18 protein-coding genes are annotated in these 19,919 nt (G+C 70.1%); 15 read left to right on the top strand and 3 right to left on the bottom strand.

The annotated features are described in order from the left end of the window. The first annotated feature begins 5 nt into the window (after positions 1-5). From cobO to ACN27E_RS08490, 4 genes are all read left to right on the top strand, one after another. Complete coding sequence (gene cobO / locus ACN27E_RS08505; protein ID WP_422748208.1) at positions 6-620, top strand: cob(I)yrinic acid a,c-diamide adenosyltransferase; 615 nt, start codon at positions 6-8, stop codon at positions 618-620. Continuing rightward, positions 614-1,981, top strand: a complete 1,368-nt coding sequence (locus ACN27E_RS08500; protein ID WP_422748206.1) for a cobyrinate a,c-diamide synthase — start codon at positions 614-616, stop codon at positions 1,979-1,981. The genes cobO and ACN27E_RS08500 overlap by 7 nt, the downstream gene beginning before the upstream one ends. Next, positions 1,978-3,174 (top strand): uroporphyrinogen-III C-methyltransferase, encoded by a 1,197-nt coding sequence (gene cobA, locus ACN27E_RS08495; protein WP_422748204.1) that lies wholly within the window; start codon positions 1,978-1,980, stop codon positions 3,172-3,174. Before ACN27E_RS08500 ends, cobA begins: the two co-directional genes overlap by 4 nt. A 108-nt stretch (positions 3,175-3,282) precedes the next feature. Further along, entirely contained in the window at positions 3,283-4,788 is a 1,506-nt protein-coding gene (locus tag ACN27E_RS08490; protein WP_422749713.1) for an MFS transporter, read from the top strand. Positions 4,789-4,790: 2 nt separating this feature from the next. Here the strand turns inward: ACN27E_RS08490 and ACN27E_RS08485 are convergent, their stop codons facing one another. After that, positions 4,791-5,693, bottom strand: coding sequence for a LysR family transcriptional regulator (locus ACN27E_RS08485; RefSeq protein WP_422748202.1), 903 nt, complete (start codon positions 5,691-5,693; stop codon positions 4,791-4,793). A gap of 103 nt (positions 5,694-5,796) precedes the next feature. On the opposite strand from ACN27E_RS08485, the gene ACN27E_RS08480 reads away from it, so the two are divergent. The 4 genes from ACN27E_RS08480 to ACN27E_RS08465 are packed head-to-tail and all read left to right on the top strand — an operon-like array spanning position 5,797 to position 11,067. Then, positions 5,797-6,633 (top strand): SDR family oxidoreductase, encoded by an 837-nt coding sequence (locus ACN27E_RS08480; protein WP_422748201.1) that lies wholly within the window; start codon positions 5,797-5,799, stop codon positions 6,631-6,633. A gap of 37 nt (positions 6,634-6,670) precedes the next feature. Next, complete coding sequence (locus ACN27E_RS08475) at positions 6,671-8,191, top strand: MFS transporter (protein ID WP_422748200.1); 1,521 nt, start codon at positions 6,671-6,673, stop codon at positions 8,189-8,191. A 56-nt stretch (positions 8,192-8,247) separates the two neighbouring features. After that, entirely contained in the window at positions 8,248-9,294 is a 1,047-nt protein-coding gene (locus ACN27E_RS08470) for an ABC transporter permease (RefSeq protein ID WP_422748198.1), read from the top strand. A gap of 18 nt (positions 9,295-9,312) precedes the next feature. Continuing rightward, positions 9,313-11,067, top strand: a complete 1,755-nt coding sequence (locus tag ACN27E_RS08465) for a proline--tRNA ligase (RefSeq protein WP_422748196.1) — start codon at positions 9,313-9,315, stop codon at positions 11,065-11,067. A 20-nt stretch (positions 11,068-11,087) separates the two neighbouring features. Here the strand turns inward: ACN27E_RS08465 and ACN27E_RS08460 are convergent, their stop codons facing one another. Continuing rightward, the gene (locus tag ACN27E_RS08460; protein ID WP_422748194.1) at positions 11,088-11,576 is read right to left on the bottom strand and encodes a ferritin-like domain-containing protein; all 489 of its coding nucleotides are present in this window, start codon (positions 11,574-11,576) and stop codon (positions 11,088-11,090) included. Next, a complete protein-coding gene (locus ACN27E_RS08455; RefSeq protein WP_422748192.1) occupies positions 11,573-12,079 on the bottom strand; it encodes a hypothetical protein in 507 nt (168 codons plus the stop codon). The genes ACN27E_RS08460 and ACN27E_RS08455 overlap by 4 nt, the downstream gene beginning before the upstream one ends. Before the next feature lie 144 nt (positions 12,080-12,223). On the opposite strand from ACN27E_RS08455, the gene rimP reads away from it, so the two are divergent. The 7 genes from rimP to ACN27E_RS08420 all read left to right on the top strand — a co-directional run bounded on the left by rimP (position 12,224) and on the right by ACN27E_RS08420 (position 19,919). Further along, positions 12,224-12,781 (top strand): ribosome maturation factor RimP, encoded by a 558-nt coding sequence (gene rimP, locus ACN27E_RS08450; protein WP_422748191.1) that lies wholly within the window; start codon positions 12,224-12,226, stop codon positions 12,779-12,781. Next, the gene (gene nusA, locus ACN27E_RS08445) at positions 12,778-13,821 is read left to right on the top strand and encodes a transcription termination factor NusA (protein WP_422748189.1); all 1,044 of its coding nucleotides are present in this window, start codon (positions 12,778-12,780) and stop codon (positions 13,819-13,821) included. The genes rimP and nusA overlap by 4 nt, the downstream gene beginning before the upstream one ends. Continuing rightward, positions 13,703-14,218: a YlxR family protein gene (locus ACN27E_RS08440; protein WP_422748188.1), complete on the top strand. Its 516-nt coding sequence runs from the start codon at positions 13,703-13,705 to the stop codon at positions 14,216-14,218. The genes nusA and ACN27E_RS08440 overlap by 119 nt, the downstream gene beginning before the upstream one ends. Before the next feature lie 101 nt (positions 14,219-14,319). Continuing rightward, positions 14,320-17,088 carry a translation initiation factor IF-2 gene (gene infB, locus ACN27E_RS08435; protein ID WP_422748186.1) on the top strand — a complete coding sequence of 923 codons (2,769 nt, stop codon included), beginning with the start codon at positions 14,320-14,322 and terminating at the stop codon, positions 17,086-17,088. Then, positions 17,088-17,561: a 30S ribosome-binding factor RbfA gene (gene rbfA / locus ACN27E_RS08430; protein ID WP_422748185.1), complete on the top strand. Its 474-nt coding sequence runs from the start codon at positions 17,088-17,090 to the stop codon at positions 17,559-17,561. Before infB ends, rbfA begins: the two co-directional genes overlap by 1 nt. A 35-nt stretch (positions 17,562-17,596) precedes the next feature. Further along, entirely contained in the window at positions 17,597-18,592 is a 996-nt protein-coding gene (locus ACN27E_RS08425; protein ID WP_422748183.1) for a DHH family phosphoesterase, read from the top strand. After that, entirely contained in the window at positions 18,585-19,919 is a 1,335-nt protein-coding gene (locus ACN27E_RS08420) for an MATE family efflux transporter (RefSeq protein ID WP_422748181.1), read from the top strand. Before ACN27E_RS08425 ends, ACN27E_RS08420 begins: the two co-directional genes overlap by 8 nt.

Below are 19,919 nucleotides of genomic sequence, written 5' to 3'. Positions count from 1 at the left end.
TAATCGTGCCCCAGGGCAAACCGCTGACCGTGCCCGACGACGGGCTCACCACGCGGGCGCGCCGCAACGCGCCGTTGCTGGCCGTGCACACCGGCCCCGGCAAGGGTAAGTCGACCGCGGCGTTCGGGATGGCGTTGCGGGCGTGGAACTCCGGTTTCGACGTCGCGGTGTTCCAGTTCGTCAAGAGTGCGAAGTGGAAGGTCGGCGAGGAGACCGCGCTGCGCGAGCTGGGCCGCGTGCACCGTGAGCACGGCGTCGGCGGACCCGTCGAATGGCACAAGATGGGTTCGGGATGGTCGTGGACCCGAAAGCGGGGCGACGACGTCGATCACGCTGAGGCGGCGGCCGACGGGTGGGCCGAGATCGCGCGTCGGCTGACCGAGGCGCGCCACGACTTCTACGTCCTCGACGAGTTCACCTATCCGCTCAAATGGGGTTGGGTGGATGTCGACGAGGTCGTCGAGGTGCTGCGCACCCGCCCCGGTACCCAGCATGTGGTGATCACCGGCCGCGACGCGCCGCAACGGCTGATCGACGCCGCCGATCTGGTCACCGAGATGACCAAGGTCAAACATCCGATGGACGCGGGGCGCAAGGGCCAGCGGGGGATCGAGTGGTGACACCGGCCATCGTCCTGGCCGCTCCGTCGTCGGGCAGCGGAAAGACAACGATCGCAACGGGTTTGATGGGTGCGCTGCGCAACGCCGGTCACCGCGTGGCGCCGTTCAAGGTCGGACCGGATTTCATCGACCCCGGCTATCACGGCCTGGCCACCGGCCGGCCGGGCCGCAATCTCGATCCGGTACTCGTCGGCGAGGAGCTCATCGGTCCGCTCTACGCGCACGGGACGGGCGGTGCGGACATCGCCGTCGTCGAAGGCGTCATGGGCCTGTTCGACGGGCGCATCGAAGCGCAGATGTCGGGCCCGGCAACAGGTTCCACCGCGCACGTGGCGGCACTGCTCGGCGCGCCGGTGGTCCTGGTCGTCGATGCGCGAGGGCAGAGCCACAGCGTGGCCGCACTGCTGCAGGGCTTTTCGAGCTTCGATTCGCAGACCCGCATCGCCGGTGTGGTGCTCAACCTCGTCGGCTCACCGCGGCACGAGGAGGTGTTGCGCCAGGCTTGCGAACACGCCGGGCTACCGGTACTCGGTGCGGTGCCGCGCACTGAGGCACTGACGGTGCCGTCCCGTCACCTCGGTCTGGTCACCGCCACCGAACACGGCCTGCGCGCACGAGAGGCGGTCGCCGCGATGGCCGACCTCGTCGCCCGCCACGTCGACCTCGACGCCGTCATGCGCAGCGCCGGAGCCCGCGTCGGCGTGCCCGCCTGGCAACCGGTGCTCACCGAGTCCGCCGGCCCACCGGTCACCGTGGCGCTCGCCGCCGGTAAGGCGTTCACGTTCGGCTATCCCGAACACGGTGAACTGCTGCGCGCGGCCGGCGCCGAGGTCGTCGAGTTCGATCCGCTGACCGATCCGCTGCCCGCAGACACCGCCGCGCTGGTCATCCCCGGCGGATTCCCCGAACAGCACACCGCCGACCTCTCGGCCAACGCCATTGTCCGTCAACAGATCCGGGAGCTCGCGGCGTCGGGTGCGCCGATCCACGCCGAGTGTGCCGGACTGACCTACCTGGTCGACGACCTCGACGGGCATCCGATGTGCGGGGCGCTGGCCGGATCAGCTCGGTTCACCGAACGTCTCACCTTGGGCTACCGGCAGGCCGTCGCGGCGACCGAATCGTCGCTGCACGCCGCGGGCGAACGCGTCACCGGACACGAATTCCACCGCACCGCGGTCACTTTCACCGACACCTACCGCAGCGCATGGCACTATTCGGGCCGGTCCGGGCAGACCGCGGTCGACGGGGTGGTGCGGCGCGGTGTGCATGCGGGATATCTGCACACCCACCCGGCCGCTCACCCGCAGGCGATCGCCCGCTTCGTCGGGGCTGCCACACGCTCTAAGCTCGCCGGGTGACCGATAACGCGTACCTCGTCGGCCTGCGCCTGGCCGGCAAGAAGGTCGTCTTCGTCGGTGGGGGAAGTGTCGCGCAGCGCCGGCTGCCGCTTCTGGTCGCCAACGGCGCCGACGTGCACGTGATCGCCCGCGAGGCGACGCCCGCGGTGGAGGCCATGGCGGGAATCACACTGACGTTGCGCGAATTCCGGACCGGCGACCTCGACGGCGCCTGGTACGCCGTCGCCGCCACCGACGATCCCGACGTGAACACCGCCGTCGTGGCCGAAGCCGAGCGGCGGCACATCTTCTGTGTCCGCGCCGACATCGCCCGCGAAGGCACCGCCGTGACCCCGGCGACGTTCGATTACGAGGGCCTGTCGGTCGGCGTGCTGGCCGGCGGCGAACATCGCCGGTCGGCGGCGATTCGCTCGGCGATCCACGAGGCGCTGGCCGGCGGGCTCATCACCGCCGACGACCCGGACACCGCGCCCACCGGTGTGGCCCTGGTCGGTGGTGGTCCGGGTGACCCCGAACTCATCACCGTCCGTGGCAGGCGGCTGCTCGCCCTGGCCGACGTCGTGGTGGCCGACCGGCTCGCGCCCCAGGAACTGCTCGCCGAGCTGGGCCCGCACGTCGAGATGATCGACGCCGCCAAGATCCCCTATGGCCGGGCGATGGCCCAGGACGCGATCAACGAACTGCTCGTCGACCGAGCGAAGGCAGGCAAGTTCGTGGTGCGCCTTAAGGGCGGCGATCCGTTCGTGTTCGCGCGCGGCTACGAAGAGGTGATCGCGTGCGCCGACGCCGGCATCCCGGTGACCGTCGTACCCGGTGTGACCAGTGCCATAGGGGTGCCCGCGCTGGCCGGCGTACCCGTCACGCACCGCCACGTGACGCATGAATTCGTGGTGGTCAGCGGCCATGTTGCGCCCGACCACCCCGAATCGTTAGTGAATTGGGATGCGTTGGCCGCGCTTTCGGGCACCATCGTGTTGCTGATGGCGGTCGAGCGGATCGAACTGTTCTCGGAAATCCTCATTGCAGGCGGCCGACCAGCAGATACGCCGGTGCTGGTGGTGCAGCACGGCACGACCCCGGCGCAGCGAAGTTTGCGGGCGACGCTACGGGACGCGGCGGAGAAGATCCGTGCGGAGGGCATCAGACCGCCCGCGATCATCGTGATCGGGGCGGTCGCGGGCTTCGCCACATAAAGGGTTCCTAAGATTACTGTAAGGTAACCCGTTATGACGGCTCTCAACGACGCCGAGCGCGCAGCCATGTACCGGGACGCCGAGGGCGGCTCGAAACGGGCCCGCCCGATGAGCGTGGAGCGCACCTCCGTGCCGCGCACCGCCAAGCCCCCGGCCTGGGTTCCGTCCAGGCGTTTCTTCGCCGCGGTGATCGCCATCGCCGGCATGCAGCTGCTCGCCACCATGGACAGCACCATCGCGATCGTGGCGCTACCCCACATCCAGGACGAGCTCGGTCTGTCCGACGCGGGCCGCAGCTGGGTCATCACCGCCTACGTCCTGACGTTCGGCGGGCTGATGCTGCTCGGCGGACGCCTCGGAGACACGATCGGCCGCAAACGCGCCTTCATCGCCGGTGTGGCGCTGTTCGTCATCGCCTCGATCCTGTGCGGCATCGCCTGGAACGAGGCGACGCTGGTGATCGCCCGGCTGCTGCAGGGCGTCGGCGCGGCGATCGCCTCCCCGACCGGCCTGGCGCTGGTCGCGACGACCTTCCCCAAGGGTCCGGCCCGCAATGCGGCCACCGCTGTTTTCGCCGCCATGACCGGCGTCGGATCGGTGATGGGCCTGGTCGTCGGCGGCGCATTGACCGAGGTGTCGTGGCGCTGGGCGTTCCTGGTCAACGTGCCGATCGGCCTGATCATGATCTATCTCGCCCGGACCACCCTGCGCGAGACCAGCAAGGAGCGGATGAAGCTCGACGCCGCGGGCGCGATCCTGGCCACCCTGCTCTGTACCGCCGCGGTCTTCGGCTTCTCGATGGGGCCGGAGAAGGGCTGGGCGTCGCCGCTGACCATCGGTTCCATCGTGGCCGCGGCCGTCTTCGGCATCGCGTTCATCATCGTCGAGCGCACCGCGGCGAACCCGGTGGTGCCGTTCAAGCTGTTCAAGGACCGCAACCGGCTGGCCACCTTCTCGGCGATCTTCCTCGCCGGCGGCGTGATGTTCACCCTGACGGTGCTGATCGGCCTGTACGTCCAGGACATCCTCGGCTACAGCGCGCTGCGCGCCGGGATCGGGTTCATCCCGTTCGTCATCGCGATGGGCGTCGGCCTGGCGCTGTCATCCCAGTTGGTCTCGACCTTCCCGCCGCGGATGTTGGTGATCGGTGGCGGCGTGCTGGTCCTGGGCGCGATGATCTACGGCTCCACGCTCAACAGCGGGATCCCGTACTTCCCGAACCTCGTGCTGCCGATCACCGTCGGTGGTGTGGGCATCGGCATGATCGTGGTGCCGCTGACCATCTCGGCCATCGCCGGTGTCGGCTTCGACCAGATCGGTCCGGTGTCGGCGATCGCTCTGATGCTCCAGAACCTCGGCGGACCCGTCGTGCTGGCCATCATCCAGGCCGTGATCACCTCGCGCACGCTGTACCTGGGCGGCACCACCGGCCCGGTGAAGAACATGGACAGCACCCAGCTCGCTGCGCTCGACGCCGGCTACACCTACGGTCTGCTGTGGGTGGCCGCGGTCGCGGTGCTCGTGGGCGGCGCGGCGCTGCTGATCGGCTACACCAGTCAGCAGGTCGCCCACGCTCAGGAAGTCAAAGACGCGATCGACGCCGGAGAGCTCTGAGGTCAGGATCGCAGCTCGTCGGCAACTGCGCGCAGGGCGTCGATGACGGCGCGTGATTCCTCACCCGGCGCCGACCGCGTCAGCGCCACCGACATGCGGCCGGGCCACGCCGGATCGTCCACCCGCACGGTCCGCACGCCCTCGGGCACCGACTGTGCAGCCAGTTCGGGCATCAGACAGACACCCAGGCCGGCCGCCACCAGGCCCAGCCGGGCCGGCCAACCCACCACGCGGTAGCGGATCAGCGGCTCGGCCAGCGTCGGCCAGGCGGTGAACTGCGGGTCGCCCGCCGACCCCGCCCCGGCGATCCACGACTCACCGGCCAGTTCGCGCACCGCGACCCGCCCGGCACCGGCCAGTCGGTGCCCGCTGGGGACCGCGACGCACATGTCCCCGGCATAGATCCGGTGTTGGCTGAGACCGTTCAGGTCGTAGTCGGGCAGTCCGGCGCCGACCGCGATCACCGCGATCTCGAGCCGCCCGGCGTGCACGTCGCGCACCAGCACGCGCGAGGACGCCTCGGTCAGCCCGACCACCAGCCCCGGATAGTCGGTCGCCAGCCGGGCGACGGCGCGGGGGACGAGCACCGCCATGGCCGCCGGGAACGCGCCGACCGCCACCCGTCCGGCCAATCGCTCACCCAGGGCCGCCACATCGTGGTGCAGCGCGGCCGCCGTCGCGATGATCCGGGCCGCGTGTTCGACGACCACCGCGCCCGCCGGGGTGACGCTGACGCCGCGCACCTCCCGGGCGAACAGCCGGTAGCCGAGCGCGGCCTCCATCGCCGCGATCTGCCGCGAGACCGCCGGCTGCGAATACCCCAGGGACCGCGCCGCGGCGGTGAAAGATCCCAGCAGGGCCACCTCCCGGCAGACTCGCAGCCCTTCCAGCGTCACCTCAGCCATGTGCAGATCGTATGGCTATGCGCCGAAACCGTCATGAATCGCATGGACTGTGGGGCGCGAACCGCCGGTTGACTCGGGTGTACCTCCGAGAAAGGAATCCAGAATGACCAAGACCTGGTTCGTCACCGGCGCATCGCGAGGCATGGGCCGTGAACTCGTCGAACAACTGCTCGACCGGGGCGATCGCGTGGCAGCGACCCTGCGCAATCCCGGACAACTCGACGACCTCGCGGCACGTCACGGTTCCCGGCTGTGGCGCCGCACGCTCGACGTCACCGACGCCGCAGCGATCCGGGCAGCGGTCGGCCTGGCGTTCGACGCCCTGGGGCGTATCGACGTGGTGGTCTCCAACGCCGGCTACGGGGTGTTCGGCACCGCCGAGGATCTCACTGACCACGACATCGACGATGTCATCGCGACCAACCTGACCGGATCCATTCAGCTGGCCCGTGCGGCACTGCCGCACCTGCGCCAACAGGGTGGCGGGCTGCTGGTGCAAATGTCGAGCATGGGCGGACACATGACGTTTCCGGCCTTCTCGATCTACCACGCCACCAAGTGGGGCATCGAGGGCTTCTACGACGCGCTGGCCCAAGAGGTGGCGCCCTTCGGCATCCGCACCACACTCGTCGCCCCGGGGATCGTGCGGACGGGCTTCTTCGATGCGGCCACCCGGGTCCCGTTCAGTGAGCCCTATGTGGGCGGGCCGGCCGACCGCACACCGACGCGCACCGAGGAGATGTCGGTCGACCCGGTGCGGGCAGTCGCGGCGATCATCCGGGCCGCGGACTCCGAGGCCCCGCCGCACCGACTCGTCCTCGGCACCGACGCCTACACCGCGATGACCGAGGCGCTGAACAGCCGGCTCGCCGAAGTCGCCGCCCAACGAGACAACGCTGCCGGCGCCGACTTCCCGGCCGCGGTGGCGCCGCAGGGCTGAGTCGGCGGGCCGGCGCCGCTGGGTAGGGTGATGAGCCATGTCAGCGGCGGGCGCTTCCGGCACCGGCGAACCGACCCCCGCGTCGTCGTCGCCGTCGCAGCCACTGACCACGTCGGTGGTGGGGATCGCGATCGTGGCGATCACCGGCATGCAGCTGATGTCGACGCTCGACGGCACGATCGTGATCGTCGCGCTACCGCGGATGCAGGCCGATCTCGATCTGTCCGACGCTGCCAAGAGCTGGGTGATCACCGCATACGTGCTGGCGTTCGGCGGGTTACTGCTGCTCGGCGGCCGGATCGGGGACGCGATCGGCCACAAGCGGGCATTCCTGTCCGGGGTCGGGGTGTTCACGCTGGCATCACTGGTGTGCGGTCTGGCGACCGACGGCGTGACGCTCGTGGTGGCGCGCGCGCTGCAGGGCACCGGTGCGGCCGTCGCCGCCCCGACCGGTCTCGCGCTGATCGCGACCACCTACGCGATCGGTGGTGCCAGGAACCGGGCGCTCGCGGTGTCGGCGGCCATGCAGGCCGCGGGGTCGGTGCTCGGGCTGATCCTCGGCGGCGCCTTCACCGTGGTGTCCTGGCGGCTGGCGTTCCTGATCAACGTGCCGATCGGCATCGTCATCATCGTGATCGCGGTGTACCGCATCCGCGAAACGCATCACGAAAGACTCAAGCTCGACGTCGTCGGCGCCCTGCTGGCCACCCTCGGCTGTACGGCCGCGGTACTGGTGTTCACCCAGGGTCCCCCGCGAGGCTGGATCGACCCACTGGTCATCGGCGCGGGCGTCGCCGCGGTGGTGTTCTTCCTGGCGTTCCTGGCGGTCGAGCGCCGCGCCGCGCATCCGATCGTGCCGTTCTCGATCTTCGACGACCGCAACCGGGTCGCCACGCTGGTGGCCTACTTCCTGGCCGGCGGGGTGATGCTCACCATCTCGGTGATGATGGGTCTCTACATACAGGACGTGATGGGCTACTCGGCGCTGCAGGCCGGGGTCGGATTCCTGCCGTTCGCCGTCGGTTTCGGGGTGGGCAACGTCGTCGCCACGCGATTGGCGCCCAGAATCGCGCCGCGCTGGGTGGTGATCGGTGCCGGCGTGCTGGTCCTGGGCGCCATGCTCTACGGGTCGACACTGACCCGGACCGTCGGATACTTCCCCGACCTGTTCGCGCCCATCCTGGTCGTGGGATTCGGCATCGGGGTGATCTCGGTCGTGTTGCCGCTGTGCGCGATCGCCGGGGTCGGTGCCCGCGAGATCGGGCCGGTGTCGTCGATCACGTTGATGGTGTTCAACCTCGGCGGCCCGCTGATGCTGGTCGCGATCCAGGCGGTGCAGACCTCTCGCACGCTGTACCTCGGCGGGACCACCGGAGGAGTCGAGAACATGAACCCGGCCCAGCTCGACGCCCTGGGGGCGGGCTACACCTATGCGCTGCTGTGGGTGGCCGGGATCGCCGTGTTCGTCGGCGCGGCCGCGCTGTTCATCGGCTTCTCGGCGCGCGACATCGCGGTCGCCCAGCACACCAGAGAGGCCGTCGAGGCAGGCGAACTCTAGCCCTTTGACCAGGTCGGTACGTGTGTGTTCCAGGCCATAGACGACACTGGAGTCCCGTGAGCAACAAGCACGTGGCGCCCGAGGCGCCGGAGACCATCGCCGACCGCCTCCGCGACGCCGTCGCACCCCGCACCCTGGCCCTGGGCGTCGGCGTCCTGATCCTGCAGTTCGGATTCATCCTGTCCTACATCGGCGCCTTCCATGCCCCCGCGGCCCACCGCATCCCGGTCACGGTGCTGGCCCCGCCCCAGATGGCTGAGCAGGTCGTCGACCGCCTCAACGGCATCGCCGGCGAGCCGGTCGACGCACACACGACCACCGACGAGGACGCCGCGCGCACCGAACTGCGGCAGGGCGACACCTCGGCGGTGTACCTGGTCAACCCGTCGGGCCCCAACGACACGCTGTTGGTCGCGTCGGGCGGCGGCGCGTCGGTGGCCACCGCGGTCCAGCAGCTGTTCTCCGAAGCCGCCGCCCAGCAGCAGCGCACCGTGACGGTCACCGACGAGGTGCCGCTGCAACCCGGCGACGCCCGCGGTCTGTCGGGCTTCTACCTCGTGATCGGCTGGGCCGTCGGCGGCTACCTGTTCGCCTCGATGCTCGGCATCGCCAAGGGCGCGCGGCCGGCGAACTTCCAGCGCGCCCTGTGGCGGTCGGGGGCGACGCTGCCCTATGCCCTGGCCAGCGGCATCGGCGGTGCGGTCATCGCCGAACCGGTGCTGCACGCCATGGACGGCCACTTCTGGTCGATCGTCGGCATCGGCGTGCTGGTCAGCCTGTCGGCCGCCACCGTCACGATCGCGTTGCAGACCCTGTTCGGCGTGCTCGGCATCGGGCTGACCGTCATCATCTTCGTGATCCTGGGCAACCCATCGGCCGGCGGCGCCTACCAACCGGGACTGCTGCCGCCGTTCTGGCGGGCGATCAGCAGCGCGCTGCCCAACGGCGCGGGGACCGAGGCGATTCGGCGCATCGTGTACCTGGGCGGCCACGGCGTGACCCCCAACATCGTGGTGCTGGTGATGTGGGTGGTGGCCGGGGTGGCGCTGGCGCTGATCTCGGCCGGCGTCGTGCACCGGCGCAACCGGCGCGCTGCGGCCTGACGGCTAAGGTGGTCGCCTGTGATCACCCGGATGTCCGAGCTGTTCCTGCGCACGCTGCGCGACGATCCCGCCGACGCCGAGGTGCCCAGCCACAAGCTGCTCATCCGTGCCGGCTACATCCGGCCGATCGGGCCGGGCCTGTACAGCTGGCTGCCGCTCGGCCTGCGGGTGTTCCGCAAGATCGAACAGGTCATCCGCGAAGAGATGAATGCGATCGGCGGCCAGGAGATCCTGTTCCCGGCGCTACTCCCGCGCGCGCCGTACGAGACCACCAACCGCTGGACCGAGTACGGCGACGGGTTGTTCCGCCTCAAGGACCGCAAGCAGAACGACTATCTGCTCGGACCGACCCACGAGGAGCTGTTCACCCTGACGGTCAAGGGGGAGTACTCGTCGTACAAGGACTTCCCGGTCGTGCTCTACCAGATCCAGACCAAGTATCGCGACGAGGCCCGGCCGCGGGCGGGCATCCTGCGCGGGCGCGAATTCGTCATGAAGGACTCCTACTCCTTCGACATCGACGAGGACGGCCTGAAGACCGCCTATCACGCACACCGTGAGGCCTACCAGCGGATCTTCTCGCGGCTGAGCGTCGACTATGTGATCGTCTCGGCGGTGTCCGGGGCGATGGGCGGCAGCGCGTCCGAGGAGTTCCTGGCCGAGAGCGACATCGGCGAGGACACCTTCGTGCGGTGTGTGGAGTCCGGTTACGCCGCCAACGTCGAGGCGGTCATCACCCGGGTGCCCGAGTCGCGGCCGGTCGACGGCCTACCCGAGGCCGTGGTGCACGAGACCCCGGATGCGCCCACCATCGCCACGCTGGTCGACTGGGCGAACTCCGCGGACCTGCCGAGTTTCGCCGGTCGTCAGGTGAGCGCCGCCGACACGCTGAAGAACGTGCTGCTCAAGGTGCGTCAGCCCGGCGAGGACTGGGAGCTGCTGGCCATCGGAGTGCCCGGTGACCGCGACGTAGACGAGAAGCGTTTGGGCGCCGCGCTCGACCCGGCGGAATACGCCCTGCTCGACGACGCCGACTTCGCCAAGCATCCGTTCCTGGTGAAGGGCTACGTGGGGCCGAAGGCCCTGCGCGAGAACGGGGTTCGCTATCTGCTCGATCCGCGTGTGGTGGACGGCACGGCGTGGATCACCGGAGCCGACGCCCCCCACCGGCACGTCGTGGACCTGGTCGCCGGCCGCGACTTCCACGGCGACGGCACCATCGAGGCGGCCGAGGTGCGTGACGGAGACCCGTCGCCGGACGGCGCCGGGCCGCTGGTGAGCGCGCGCGGCATCGAGATCGGCCATATTTTCCAGCTCGGCCGCAAGTACACCGATGCGTTCACCGCCGACGTGCTCGGCGAGGATGGCAAACCGGTGCGGTTGACCATGGGTTCCTACGGTATCGGGGTGTCCCGGCTGGTCGCGGTGATCGCCGAGCAGCAGCACGATGACCTGGGGCTGCGGTGGCCCGCAGAGGTGGCACCGTTCGACGTGCACGTGGTGATCGCCAATAAGGACACCCAGGCGCGCGAGGGTGCAGTGGAGCTGGCCGGCGAGCTGGACCGCATCGGCATCGAGGTGCTTCTCGACGACCGGCAGGCCTCGCCGGGGGTGAAGTTCAAGGACGCCGAACTGCTCGGGGTGCCGTGGATCGTCGTCGTCGGCCGCGGCTGGGCCGACGGCGTGGTGGAACTGCGCAACCGGTTCACCGGCGAGAAGAGCGAGGTCGCCGTCGACGCGGCGGCCACCGAGATCGCCTCCGCGCTGGGCTGACGCGGCCGGCGAGGAGACCGCTACTCGTTGCCGCCGGGGAACGCCACCGTGACGGGTCGGTCGCCGAGGATCTGCGTCCACTGCGCCGCGGCGACGGCCGACTGGGTCAGTGCTGTCACGCCGAACGCGCGGTCCTCCGACGCGCTCGCCTGCTCGACGACCGCCCGCCAGGCGGTCGCGGCGTCCTCTTCCATCTGGACGGCCAGCCGGGCAGCGTCGTCGGGGCTCTCGACCGGCTGGGGTAACTCATAGCCGGCGGCCGGCAGCGGCGGGGCGACGCCGCGCGCCTGCAGCATCGCGATGGCCGCCTCCCGCCGCTCCCGGTGCATCGAGATCGAGGTGGCGACCAACCAGTTGTCGTCCGGCGTCGAATGCGCCGACACCAGGCCGTATCCGTAGATGATCCCGTGTTCGACGGCGACGGCGTCGTACAGCGCGCCGTCCGCCGCGCCGGACGGACGGGGCGGCTGATCAGGCCCGGGCTCGGTGGTCGGCTCCGGGGAGGTCACGGCGTCCGGTCCGTCCCGGCGAGCGCGACCCGGTAGGCCGCGGTGCAGGAGGCCGCGATCGAACCCATCAGGCCGGCGCGGTAGCCGGACCACTCGGTGGCCAGTTCGGTGGCGCTCTCGGCGGATCGGCGCAGCGCCGCGACCACATCGCCGATGACCGGTGGCGTGGCCGGTGCGGCCGTGCTCGTCGACGCGGTGCTGGTGGCCGCTGCGTCACCGGCGAGCCGGAGGAGCTCATCGGTAAGCGCCTGTGCATGCGCGGAACGCTCGCCGGCGACGGCGTCCAGCACCGCGGCGACCGGCCGGGACGAGGTGGCGGCGACGTCGGTGGCCAGCCGGCTGTCGGCCCGCGCCCGGTCGATCTGGGCGCGCAGCTCGTCGAGTTCCGGTGGCGGTGGCGGGGAGCCGCACGCGGCCGCGGAGACGGTGAGCACCGCCAGCACGGCCCCGACGAGCACACCGCGCCTGCTGACGGAATCCAGGGCGCTCGGCACGAGCCACATCCTGCCATTGATGCATCGCTGCCCCGCCGGTGCGGACCTCTGTGTTGGCTATCCGGGGCCATCGGGCTGGCGTAGGGTGGAAGCTCGACTCCGGGGCGTACGACCACCCCGGATGCGTCCACAATTCAACACGAGGAGCTCGCCGTGGGAACCCATCCCAGATCGCGACCGGCGGGATTGCCGTCCCAGGAGCAGGTGATCGAACTACTCGACGGCGAGTTCGCCCGAGCCGGGTACGAGATCGAGGACGTCACGATCGACGGCGCCGCCCGGCCACCGCGGATCACCGTCGTCGCCGACGGCGACCGGCCGCTGGACCTGGACACCGTCGCCGCCCTGTCGCGCTCGGCCGCCGATCTGCTCGACCGGCTCGACGCCGCACCCGGTGGCGCCCCCTATGTGCTCGAGGTCACCTCGCCAGGGGTCGATCGTCCGCTGACCACCGAGAAGCACTACCGACGCGCCCACGGCCGCAAGGTGGAACTCGTGCTGTCCGACGGCTCGCAGCTCACCGGCCGGCTCGGCCCGGTGCGTGACGGCGCGGTGGCGCTGGTGGTGCGCGAGGGCGCCCGCGCCGACTATACGGTGCGTGACCTGCCGCTCGGGGAAATCGCGAAAGCTGTTGTCCAGGTCGAGTTCTCGCCCCCGAACGAGCGTGAGCTCGAACTCGCCGGACAGCCGGGACAGGAGGGGTCAGCGTGAACATCGACATGGCGGCACTGCATGCCATCGAAGCGGACAAGGGGATCTCGGTCGACGTCGTCGTCGACACCATCAAATCGGCGCTGCTGACCGCCTACCGGCACACCGACGGCCATGAGCCCGACGCCCGTATCGACATCGACCGCAAGACCGGTGCGGTCACGGTGCTGGCGCGCCAGACCGACGCCGACGGCAACGTCGTCCACGAGTGGGACGACACTCCGGAGGGTTTCGGGCGCATCGCCGCGACGACCGCCCGGCAGGTCATCCTGCAGCGGCTGCGCGATGCGGAGAACGAGAAGAACTACGGCGAGTTCTCCGCCCGAGAGGGCGACATCGTGGCCGGAGTGATCCAGCGCGATGCCCGGGCCAACGCCCGCGGTCTCGTCGTGGTCCGGATGGGCAGCGAGACCAAAGGCAACGAAGGCGTCATCCCGGCCGCCGAGCAGGTGCCCGGGGAGCGGTACGAACACGGCGACCGGCTGCGCTGCTATGTCGTCGGGGTGACCCGCGGCGCCCGCGAACCGCTGATCACACTGTCCCGCACCCATCCCAATCTGGTCCGCAAACTGTTCAGCCTCGAGGTTCCCGAGATCAGCGAGGGTTCGGTCGAGATCGTCGCGGTCGCCCGTGAGGCCGGGCACCGCAGCAAGATCGCCGTCGCCTCCCGGGTGCCGGGGCTGAACGCCAAGGGCGCCTGCATCGGCCCGATGGGTCAGCGCGTGCGCAATGTGATGAGTGAGCTGTCGGGGGAGAAGATCGACATCATCGACCACGACGACGATCCGGCCAGGTTCGTGGCCAACGCACTGTCTCCGGCCAAGGTCGTCTCGGTCACCGTCATCGACGAGGCAGCGCGTGCCGCCCGCGTCGTCGTGCCCGACTTCCAGCTGTCACTGGCGATCGGCAAGGAGGGCCAGAATGCCCGCCTGGCGGCCCGGCTCACCGGTTGGCGCATCGACATCCGCAGCGACGCTGCGGGTCCCGAGGAGTCCCGACCCGCCGCCGACGCCGCCCGTCCCGCAGCGCGGGACCGGTAGCGCGACGCCGGTTCGGTCAGCGGCGCCGGTGACGGTAGACTCGCCTGTGTTCCAGCGTGAGACCTCGGCTTCGGCCCACGGCAGCACTGCCGACCCTCGGGTCGGTCCGGTGCGGACGTGTGTCGGGTGCCGGACGCGAGCGCTGGCCGACGAATTGCTTCGTGTGGTCGCTGGTGTCGGCGGGAATGGCGAATGCGCCGTGACCGTTGATCCAGCGGGTATTCTGCCCGGGCGGGGTGCGTGGTTGCATCCCGACGAGCAGTGTCTACACGCAGCGATCCGGCGGCGAGCGTTCACCCGAGCGCTGCGAATCACCGGCTCACCGGAGTTATCCGGGGTGATCGAATACGTCGAGAACCTCTCGGCGGGTCCGCTCGCCCAGCAAGAGAACAGGTAGCGAAGAACATGAGCACACCGTGAAGTCCCGATGACCATGCGTCATAGCTAACCCGAGGCGCGGCGCCTCCCACTGCTGTCGCCTCTAGAGATGGAGATGTAGTGGCAGGTAAGGCCCGCGTGCACGAGTTGGCGAAGGAACTCGGTGTCACAAGTAAGGAACTCCTCGCAACGCTGAAAGAGCAGGGCGAGTTCGTCAAGTCCGCCTCGTCGACCGTCGAGGCTCCCGTCGCTCGCCGGTTGCGCGAGAAATTCGGAACCACCCCGGCCGCCGCCGAGAAGCCCAGAAGCTCCGGTAACGGCGCGTCCGCGGCCCCGGTCCCCGGCCCGCCGGCACCCAAGGCCCCGGTTCCGAGCGCTCCGATGCCCGCTGCACCGGCCGCACCCGCGGCAGCAGCGCCGGCCCCCGCGGCACCCACCCCCCCTCCTGCGCGTCCGGCGGCACCCAAGCCCGCCGCTCCGCAGCCACCGGCTCCGCAGGCGCCTGCGGCGGCACCCGCGCAGCCCGCGGCGTCGGCTCCGGCGCCCGCGCGTCCGGGCCCCACGCCCGGCCCGACCCCGGGCCCCCGCCCCGGACCGCCCGGCGGTCCCAAGCCGGCTCCGCGCACCCCGCGCGTCGGCAACAACCCGTTCTCGTCGCAGCAGCCGGTCGATCGTCCGGCTCCGCGGCCGCAGCCCCGCCCGGGCGCACCGCGGCCCGGCACACCACGTCCGGGCATGTCGCCCAACAACATGCCGCCGCGTCCTGCAGGTCCGCGCCCCGGCGCCCCCGCGGGTCGTCCGGGTGGTCCGCGCCCCGGTCCCGGTGGCCGCGGCCCCGGTGGCGGTGGCCGTCCCGGTGGTGGCGGCGGTGGTAACTACCGCGGCGGCGCAGCCGGTGGCGGCGGTGGAGCGGCTGCCGGCGGTTTCCGGGGTCGCCCCGGCGGCGGCGGTCGCCCGGGTCAGCGCGGTGGCGCGGCCGGTGCATTCGGCCGTCCCGGCGGAGCCCCGAAGCGTGGTCGCAAGTCGAAGCGCGCGAAGAGGGCCGAATACGAGAACATGCAGGCCCCGGTCGTCGGTGGCGTGCGGTTGCCGCACGGTAACGGCGAGACCATTCGGCTGGCCCGCGGCGCATCGCTGTCCGACTTCGCCGACAAGATCAACGCCAACCCGGCTTCCCTGGTCCAGGCGCTGTTCAATCTCGGCGAGATGGTCACCGCGACGCAGTCGGTCGACGATTCGACGTTGGAGCTGCTCGGCGGCGAGATGAACTACGTCGTGCAGGTCGTCTCCCCGGAGGACGAGGATCGCGAACTGCTCGAGTCGTTCGACCTGTCCTACGGAGAAGACGCAGGCGACGAGGACGACCTCGAGGTCCGTCCGCCGGTCGTCACCGTCATGGGCCACGTCGACCACGGCAAGACCCGCCTGCTGGACACCATCCGTCAGGCCAACGTCCGCGAGGGCGAGGCCGGCGGCATCACCCAGCACATCGGCGCCTACCAGGTGCTGACCGAGCTGGACGGCGTCGAGCGTCTGGTCACCTTCATCGACACCCCCGGTCACGAGGCGTTCACCGCCATGCGTGCCCGCGGTGCGAAGGCCACCGACATCGCGATCCTGGTGGTCGCGGCCGACGACGGTGTCATGCCGCAGACGGTGGAGGCGATCAACCACGCCCAGGCGGCCGATGTGCCGATCGTGGTCGCGGTCAACAAGATCGACAAGGAGGGCGCCGACCCGGCCAAGATCCGCGGTCAGCTGACCGAGTACGGGCTGGTGGCCGAGGACTTCGGCGGCGACACCATGTTCGTCGACATCTCCGCCAAGCAGGGCACCAACATCGACGCGCTCCTCGAAGCGGTGCTGTTGACCGCCGACGCGGCGCTGGACCTGCGGGCCAACCCGGACATGGAGGCCCAGGGCGTGGCGATCGAGGCGCACCTCGACCGTGGCCGCGGCCCGGTGGCGACCGTGCTCATCCAGCGCGGCACCCTGCGGGTGGGCGACTCGATCGTCGCGGGCGACGCCTACGGACGCGTCCGGCGCATGGTCGACGAGCACGGCGAGGATGTCACCGAGGCGCTGCCGTCGCGGCCGGTGCAGGTCATCGGCTTCACATCGGTGCCCGGCGCCGGTGACAACCTGCTCGTCGTCGACGAGGACCGCATCGCCCGGCAGATCGCCGACCGGCGCAGCGCGCGTAAGCGCAACGCCCTGGCCGCGCGCAGCCGCAAGCGGATCAGCCTGGAAGATCTGGATTCGGCGCTGAAGGAGACCAGCCAGCTGAACCTGATTCTCAAGGGCGACAACTCCGGCACCGTCGAGGCGCTGGAGGAGGCCCTGATGGGTATCGAGGTCGACGACGAGGTGGAGCTGCGCGTCATCGACCGCGGTGTCGGTGGCGTGACCGAGACCAACGTCAACCTGGCCTCGGCCTCGGATGCGATCATCATCGGCTTCAACGTCCGTGCCGAGGGCAAGGCGACCGAGCTGGCCAACCGCGAAGGTGTGGAGATCCGCTACTACTCGGTGATCTACCAGGCGATCGACGAGATCGAGAGCGCGATCAAGGGCATGCTCAAGCCGGTCTACGAGGAGAAGGAACTCGGCCGCGCCGAGATCCGCGCCATCTTCCGCAGTTCGAAGGTCGGCAACATCGCGGGCTGCCTGGTGCAGTCCGGGATCATGCGCCGCAACGCCAAGGCCCGGCTGCTCCGCGACAACGTCGTGGTCGCCGAGAACCTCACCGTCTCATCCCTCAAGCGGGAGAAGGACGACGCCACCGAGGTCCGCGAGGGGTACGAGTGTGGTCTCACGCTCACCTATAGCGACATCAAGGAAGGCGACGTCATCGAGACGTACGAGCTGGTCGAGAAGGCCCGCACGTAATGGCTGATCCGGCACGGGCACGCCGGCTGGCCAAACGCATCTCCACCATCGTGGCGTCCGCGATCGAATACGAGATCAAGGACCCACGATTGGCGGGGGTGACGATCACCGACGCCAAGGTCACCAACGACCTGCACGACGCGACCCTGTACTACACGGTGCTCGGCCGCAGTCTGGACGAGGAACCCGACTACGCGGGCGCCGCGGCGGCGCTGGAAAAGGCCAAGGGTGTGCTGCGAACCAAGGTGGGCGCCGGGACCGGGGTGCGGTTCACCCCGACCCTGGCGTTCGTCCGCGACACGGTGCCCGAGGCCTCGGCGCACATGGAGGCGCTGCTGGCCCGGGCCCGGGCGGCGGATGAGGATTTGGCAAGAGTTCGGCAAGGTGCCAAGCATGCGGGGGACAGTGACCCGTACCGTGTGACGGGGGGCGAGGACGACGGCGGGGAAGTACGAGACGAGTTCGACACTTAGGTTCGACACTGTTGAGTTCAACCCCGAGGACACCGGTGACCGCTATCGACAAGACGACTGACGCACCTGGCGGTGCGCGGGTGGACGCCCACTGGGCGGCCGACATCCTCGACTCGGCGGCGACGGTCAGCGTGGTCTGTCACGTCTATCCCGACGCCGACACCATCGGCGCCGGGCAGGCGCTGGCGCTGATCCTCGACCACGCCGGCAAGAGTGTGCAGGTGAGCTTCGCCGCACCCGAGCAGCTGCCCGAGTCGCTGCAGTCCCTGCCCGGTGGGCATCTACTGGTCGCCCCGCAGGATCTGCGCCGTGATGCCGATCTGGTGGTCACCGTCGACATCCCGAGCGTCAACCGGCTGGGTGCACTCGGCGATCTGGTCGAACCGGGCCGCCACGTCCTGGTGATCGACCATCACGCGTCCAATCAGCTCTTCGGCACCGCGAATTACGTGGATGCGTCGGCGGATTCGACCACCATGCTGGTGGCCGAGATCCTCGACGCCTGGAACAAGCCGATCGACAAGGGCGTCGCGCACTGCCTGTACGCCGGTTTGACCACCGATACCGGCTCGTTCCGGTGGGCCACCGCCCGCGCCCACCGGCTGGCTGCGCGACTGGTCGAACTGGGGGTGGACAACGCCTCGATCAGCCGCACCCTGCTCGACACCCACCCCTTCGCGTGGCTGCCGATGCTTTCGCGGGTATTGGGTTCGGCCGAACTGCTGCCCGACGCTGTCGACGGCCGCGGTCTGGTCTACGCGGTCGTCAGCCACGACGAATGGCGGCAGGCCCGGGCCGAAGAGGTGGAGAGCATCGTCGACATCGTGCGCACCACGCGCCAGGCCGATGTGGCGGCGGTGTTCAAGGAGATCGAGCCGCAGCACTGGTCGGTGTCGATGCGAGCCAAGACGATCGACTTGACCTCCGTCGCCGGCGCGTTCGGTGGCGGTGGACACCGGCTGGCCGCGGGCTACTCGGCCACCGGGTCGGCCGACGACGTCGTGTCGGCGTTGCGCGCAGCGCTTGGCTGAGCCCGACCGGCGTTCCGAGCCACCCGCGGCGACCAGCCGGCGGATCGCCGGGCTGGCGATACCCGCCCTGGGGGTGCTCGCGGCCGAACCGGTGTACCTGCTGTTCGACCTGGCCGTCGTCGGGCGCCTGGGTGCCATCTCGCTGGCCGGCCTGGCCATCGGCGCGCTCATCATGGGTCTGCTGACCTCCCAGCTGACGTTTCTGTCCTACGGCACCACCGCGCGTTCGGCGCGCCACTTCGGCGCGGGTGACCGCGGCGCGGCGGTCGGGGAGGGAGTGCAGGCGACATGGCTTGCGCTCGGCATCGGGGTACTGATCGTCGCGGTCGTCCAGGTGCTGACGGGGCCGCTGGTGTCCGTGCTTGCCGGGTCTTCGGAGATCGCCGATGCCGCGCTGCCCTGGGTGCGCATCGCCAGCCTCGCCGTCCCGGCCATCCTGGTTGCGGCGGCCGGGAACGGCTGGATGCGCGGTGTGCAGGACACCGTGCGTCCGCTTCGCTACGTCGTCACCGGGTTCGCGCTGTCGGCCGTGCTGTGCCCGCTGCTGGTCTACGGCTGGCTCGGCGTGCCGCGCCTGGAGCTGGCCGGCTCCGCGCTGGCCAACATCGTCGGACAGTGGCTGGCCGCGCTGCTGTTCATCGGGGCGCTGATGGCCGAGAAGGTATCGCTGCGTATCCGGCCGGCAGTCCTGCGGGCGCAGGTCGTGATGGGCCGGGATCTGGTGTTGCGCACCCTGGCGTTCCAGGCGAGCTTCGTCTCCGCCGGTGCCGTCGCCGCCCGCTTCGGCGCGGCCGCGGTCGCCGCCCACCAGGTGGTGCTGCAGTTGTGGAATTTCCTGGCGCTGGTGCTCGATTCGCTCGCGATCGCCGCGCAGTCGCTGGTCGGCGCGGCTTTGGGCGCCGGACAACTCGACCACGCCAAGTCGGTGGCGTGGCGGGTGACGATCTTCTCGACGGTGGCCGCCACGCTGCTGGCGCTGGTGTTCGCCGTCGGCGCGCCCGTGATTCCCGCGGTGTTCACCGACGACCGTTCGGTACTCGACGAGATCGGTGTGCCGTGGTGGTTCCTGGTTGCTCAACTGCCCATCGCGGGTGTGGTGTTCGCCATCGACGGGGTACTGCTGGGCGCCGGCGACGCGCCGTTCATGCGCAATGCCACCCTGTTGTCCGCCCTGATCGGCTTCCTGCCGCTGATCTGGCTCTCGCTGGCGTTCGGCTGGGGACTGCTGGGCATCTGGTCGGGGTTGACGACGTTCATGGTGCTGCGGCTGGTTTTCGTCGGCTGGCGTGCGCTGTCGGGTCGTTGGTTGGTTCCCGGGGTGCGCTGA

It is taken from the genome of Mycobacterium sp. WMMD1722 (assembly GCF_049315205.1).
Taxonomy (GTDB): domain Bacteria; phylum Actinomycetota; class Actinomycetes; order Mycobacteriales; family Mycobacteriaceae; genus Mycobacterium.
Note: the sequence above shows the minus strand (reverse complement) of the source record. Positions and strands in the feature narration are given on the sequence as shown.

Coding starts and splice junctions, on each gene's coding strand:
- ACN27E_RS08490 (WP_422749713.1), top strand. CDS start 3,283: ATGAGCGTGGAGCGCACCTCCGTGCCGCGCACCGCCAAGCCCCCGGCC.
- ACN27E_RS08485 (WP_422748202.1), bottom strand. CDS start 5,693: ATGGCTGAGGTGACGCTGGAAGGGCTGCGAGTCTGCCGGGAGGTGGCC.
- ACN27E_RS08480 (WP_422748201.1), top strand. CDS start 5,797: ATGACCAAGACCTGGTTCGTCACCGGCGCATCGCGAGGCATGGGCCGT.
- ACN27E_RS08475 (WP_422748200.1), top strand. CDS start 6,671: ATGTCAGCGGCGGGCGCTTCCGGCACCGGCGAACCGACCCCCGCGTCG.
- ACN27E_RS08455 (WP_422748192.1), bottom strand. CDS start 12,079: ATGTGGCTCGTGCCGAGCGCCCTGGATTCCGTCAGCAGGCGCGGTGTG.
- ACN27E_RS08440 (WP_422748188.1), top strand. CDS start 13,703: ATGCCCGCCTGGCGGCCCGGCTCACCGGTTGGCGCATCGACATCCGCA.
- rbfA (WP_422748185.1), top strand. CDS start 17,088: ATGGCTGATCCGGCACGGGCACGCCGGCTGGCCAAACGCATCTCCACC.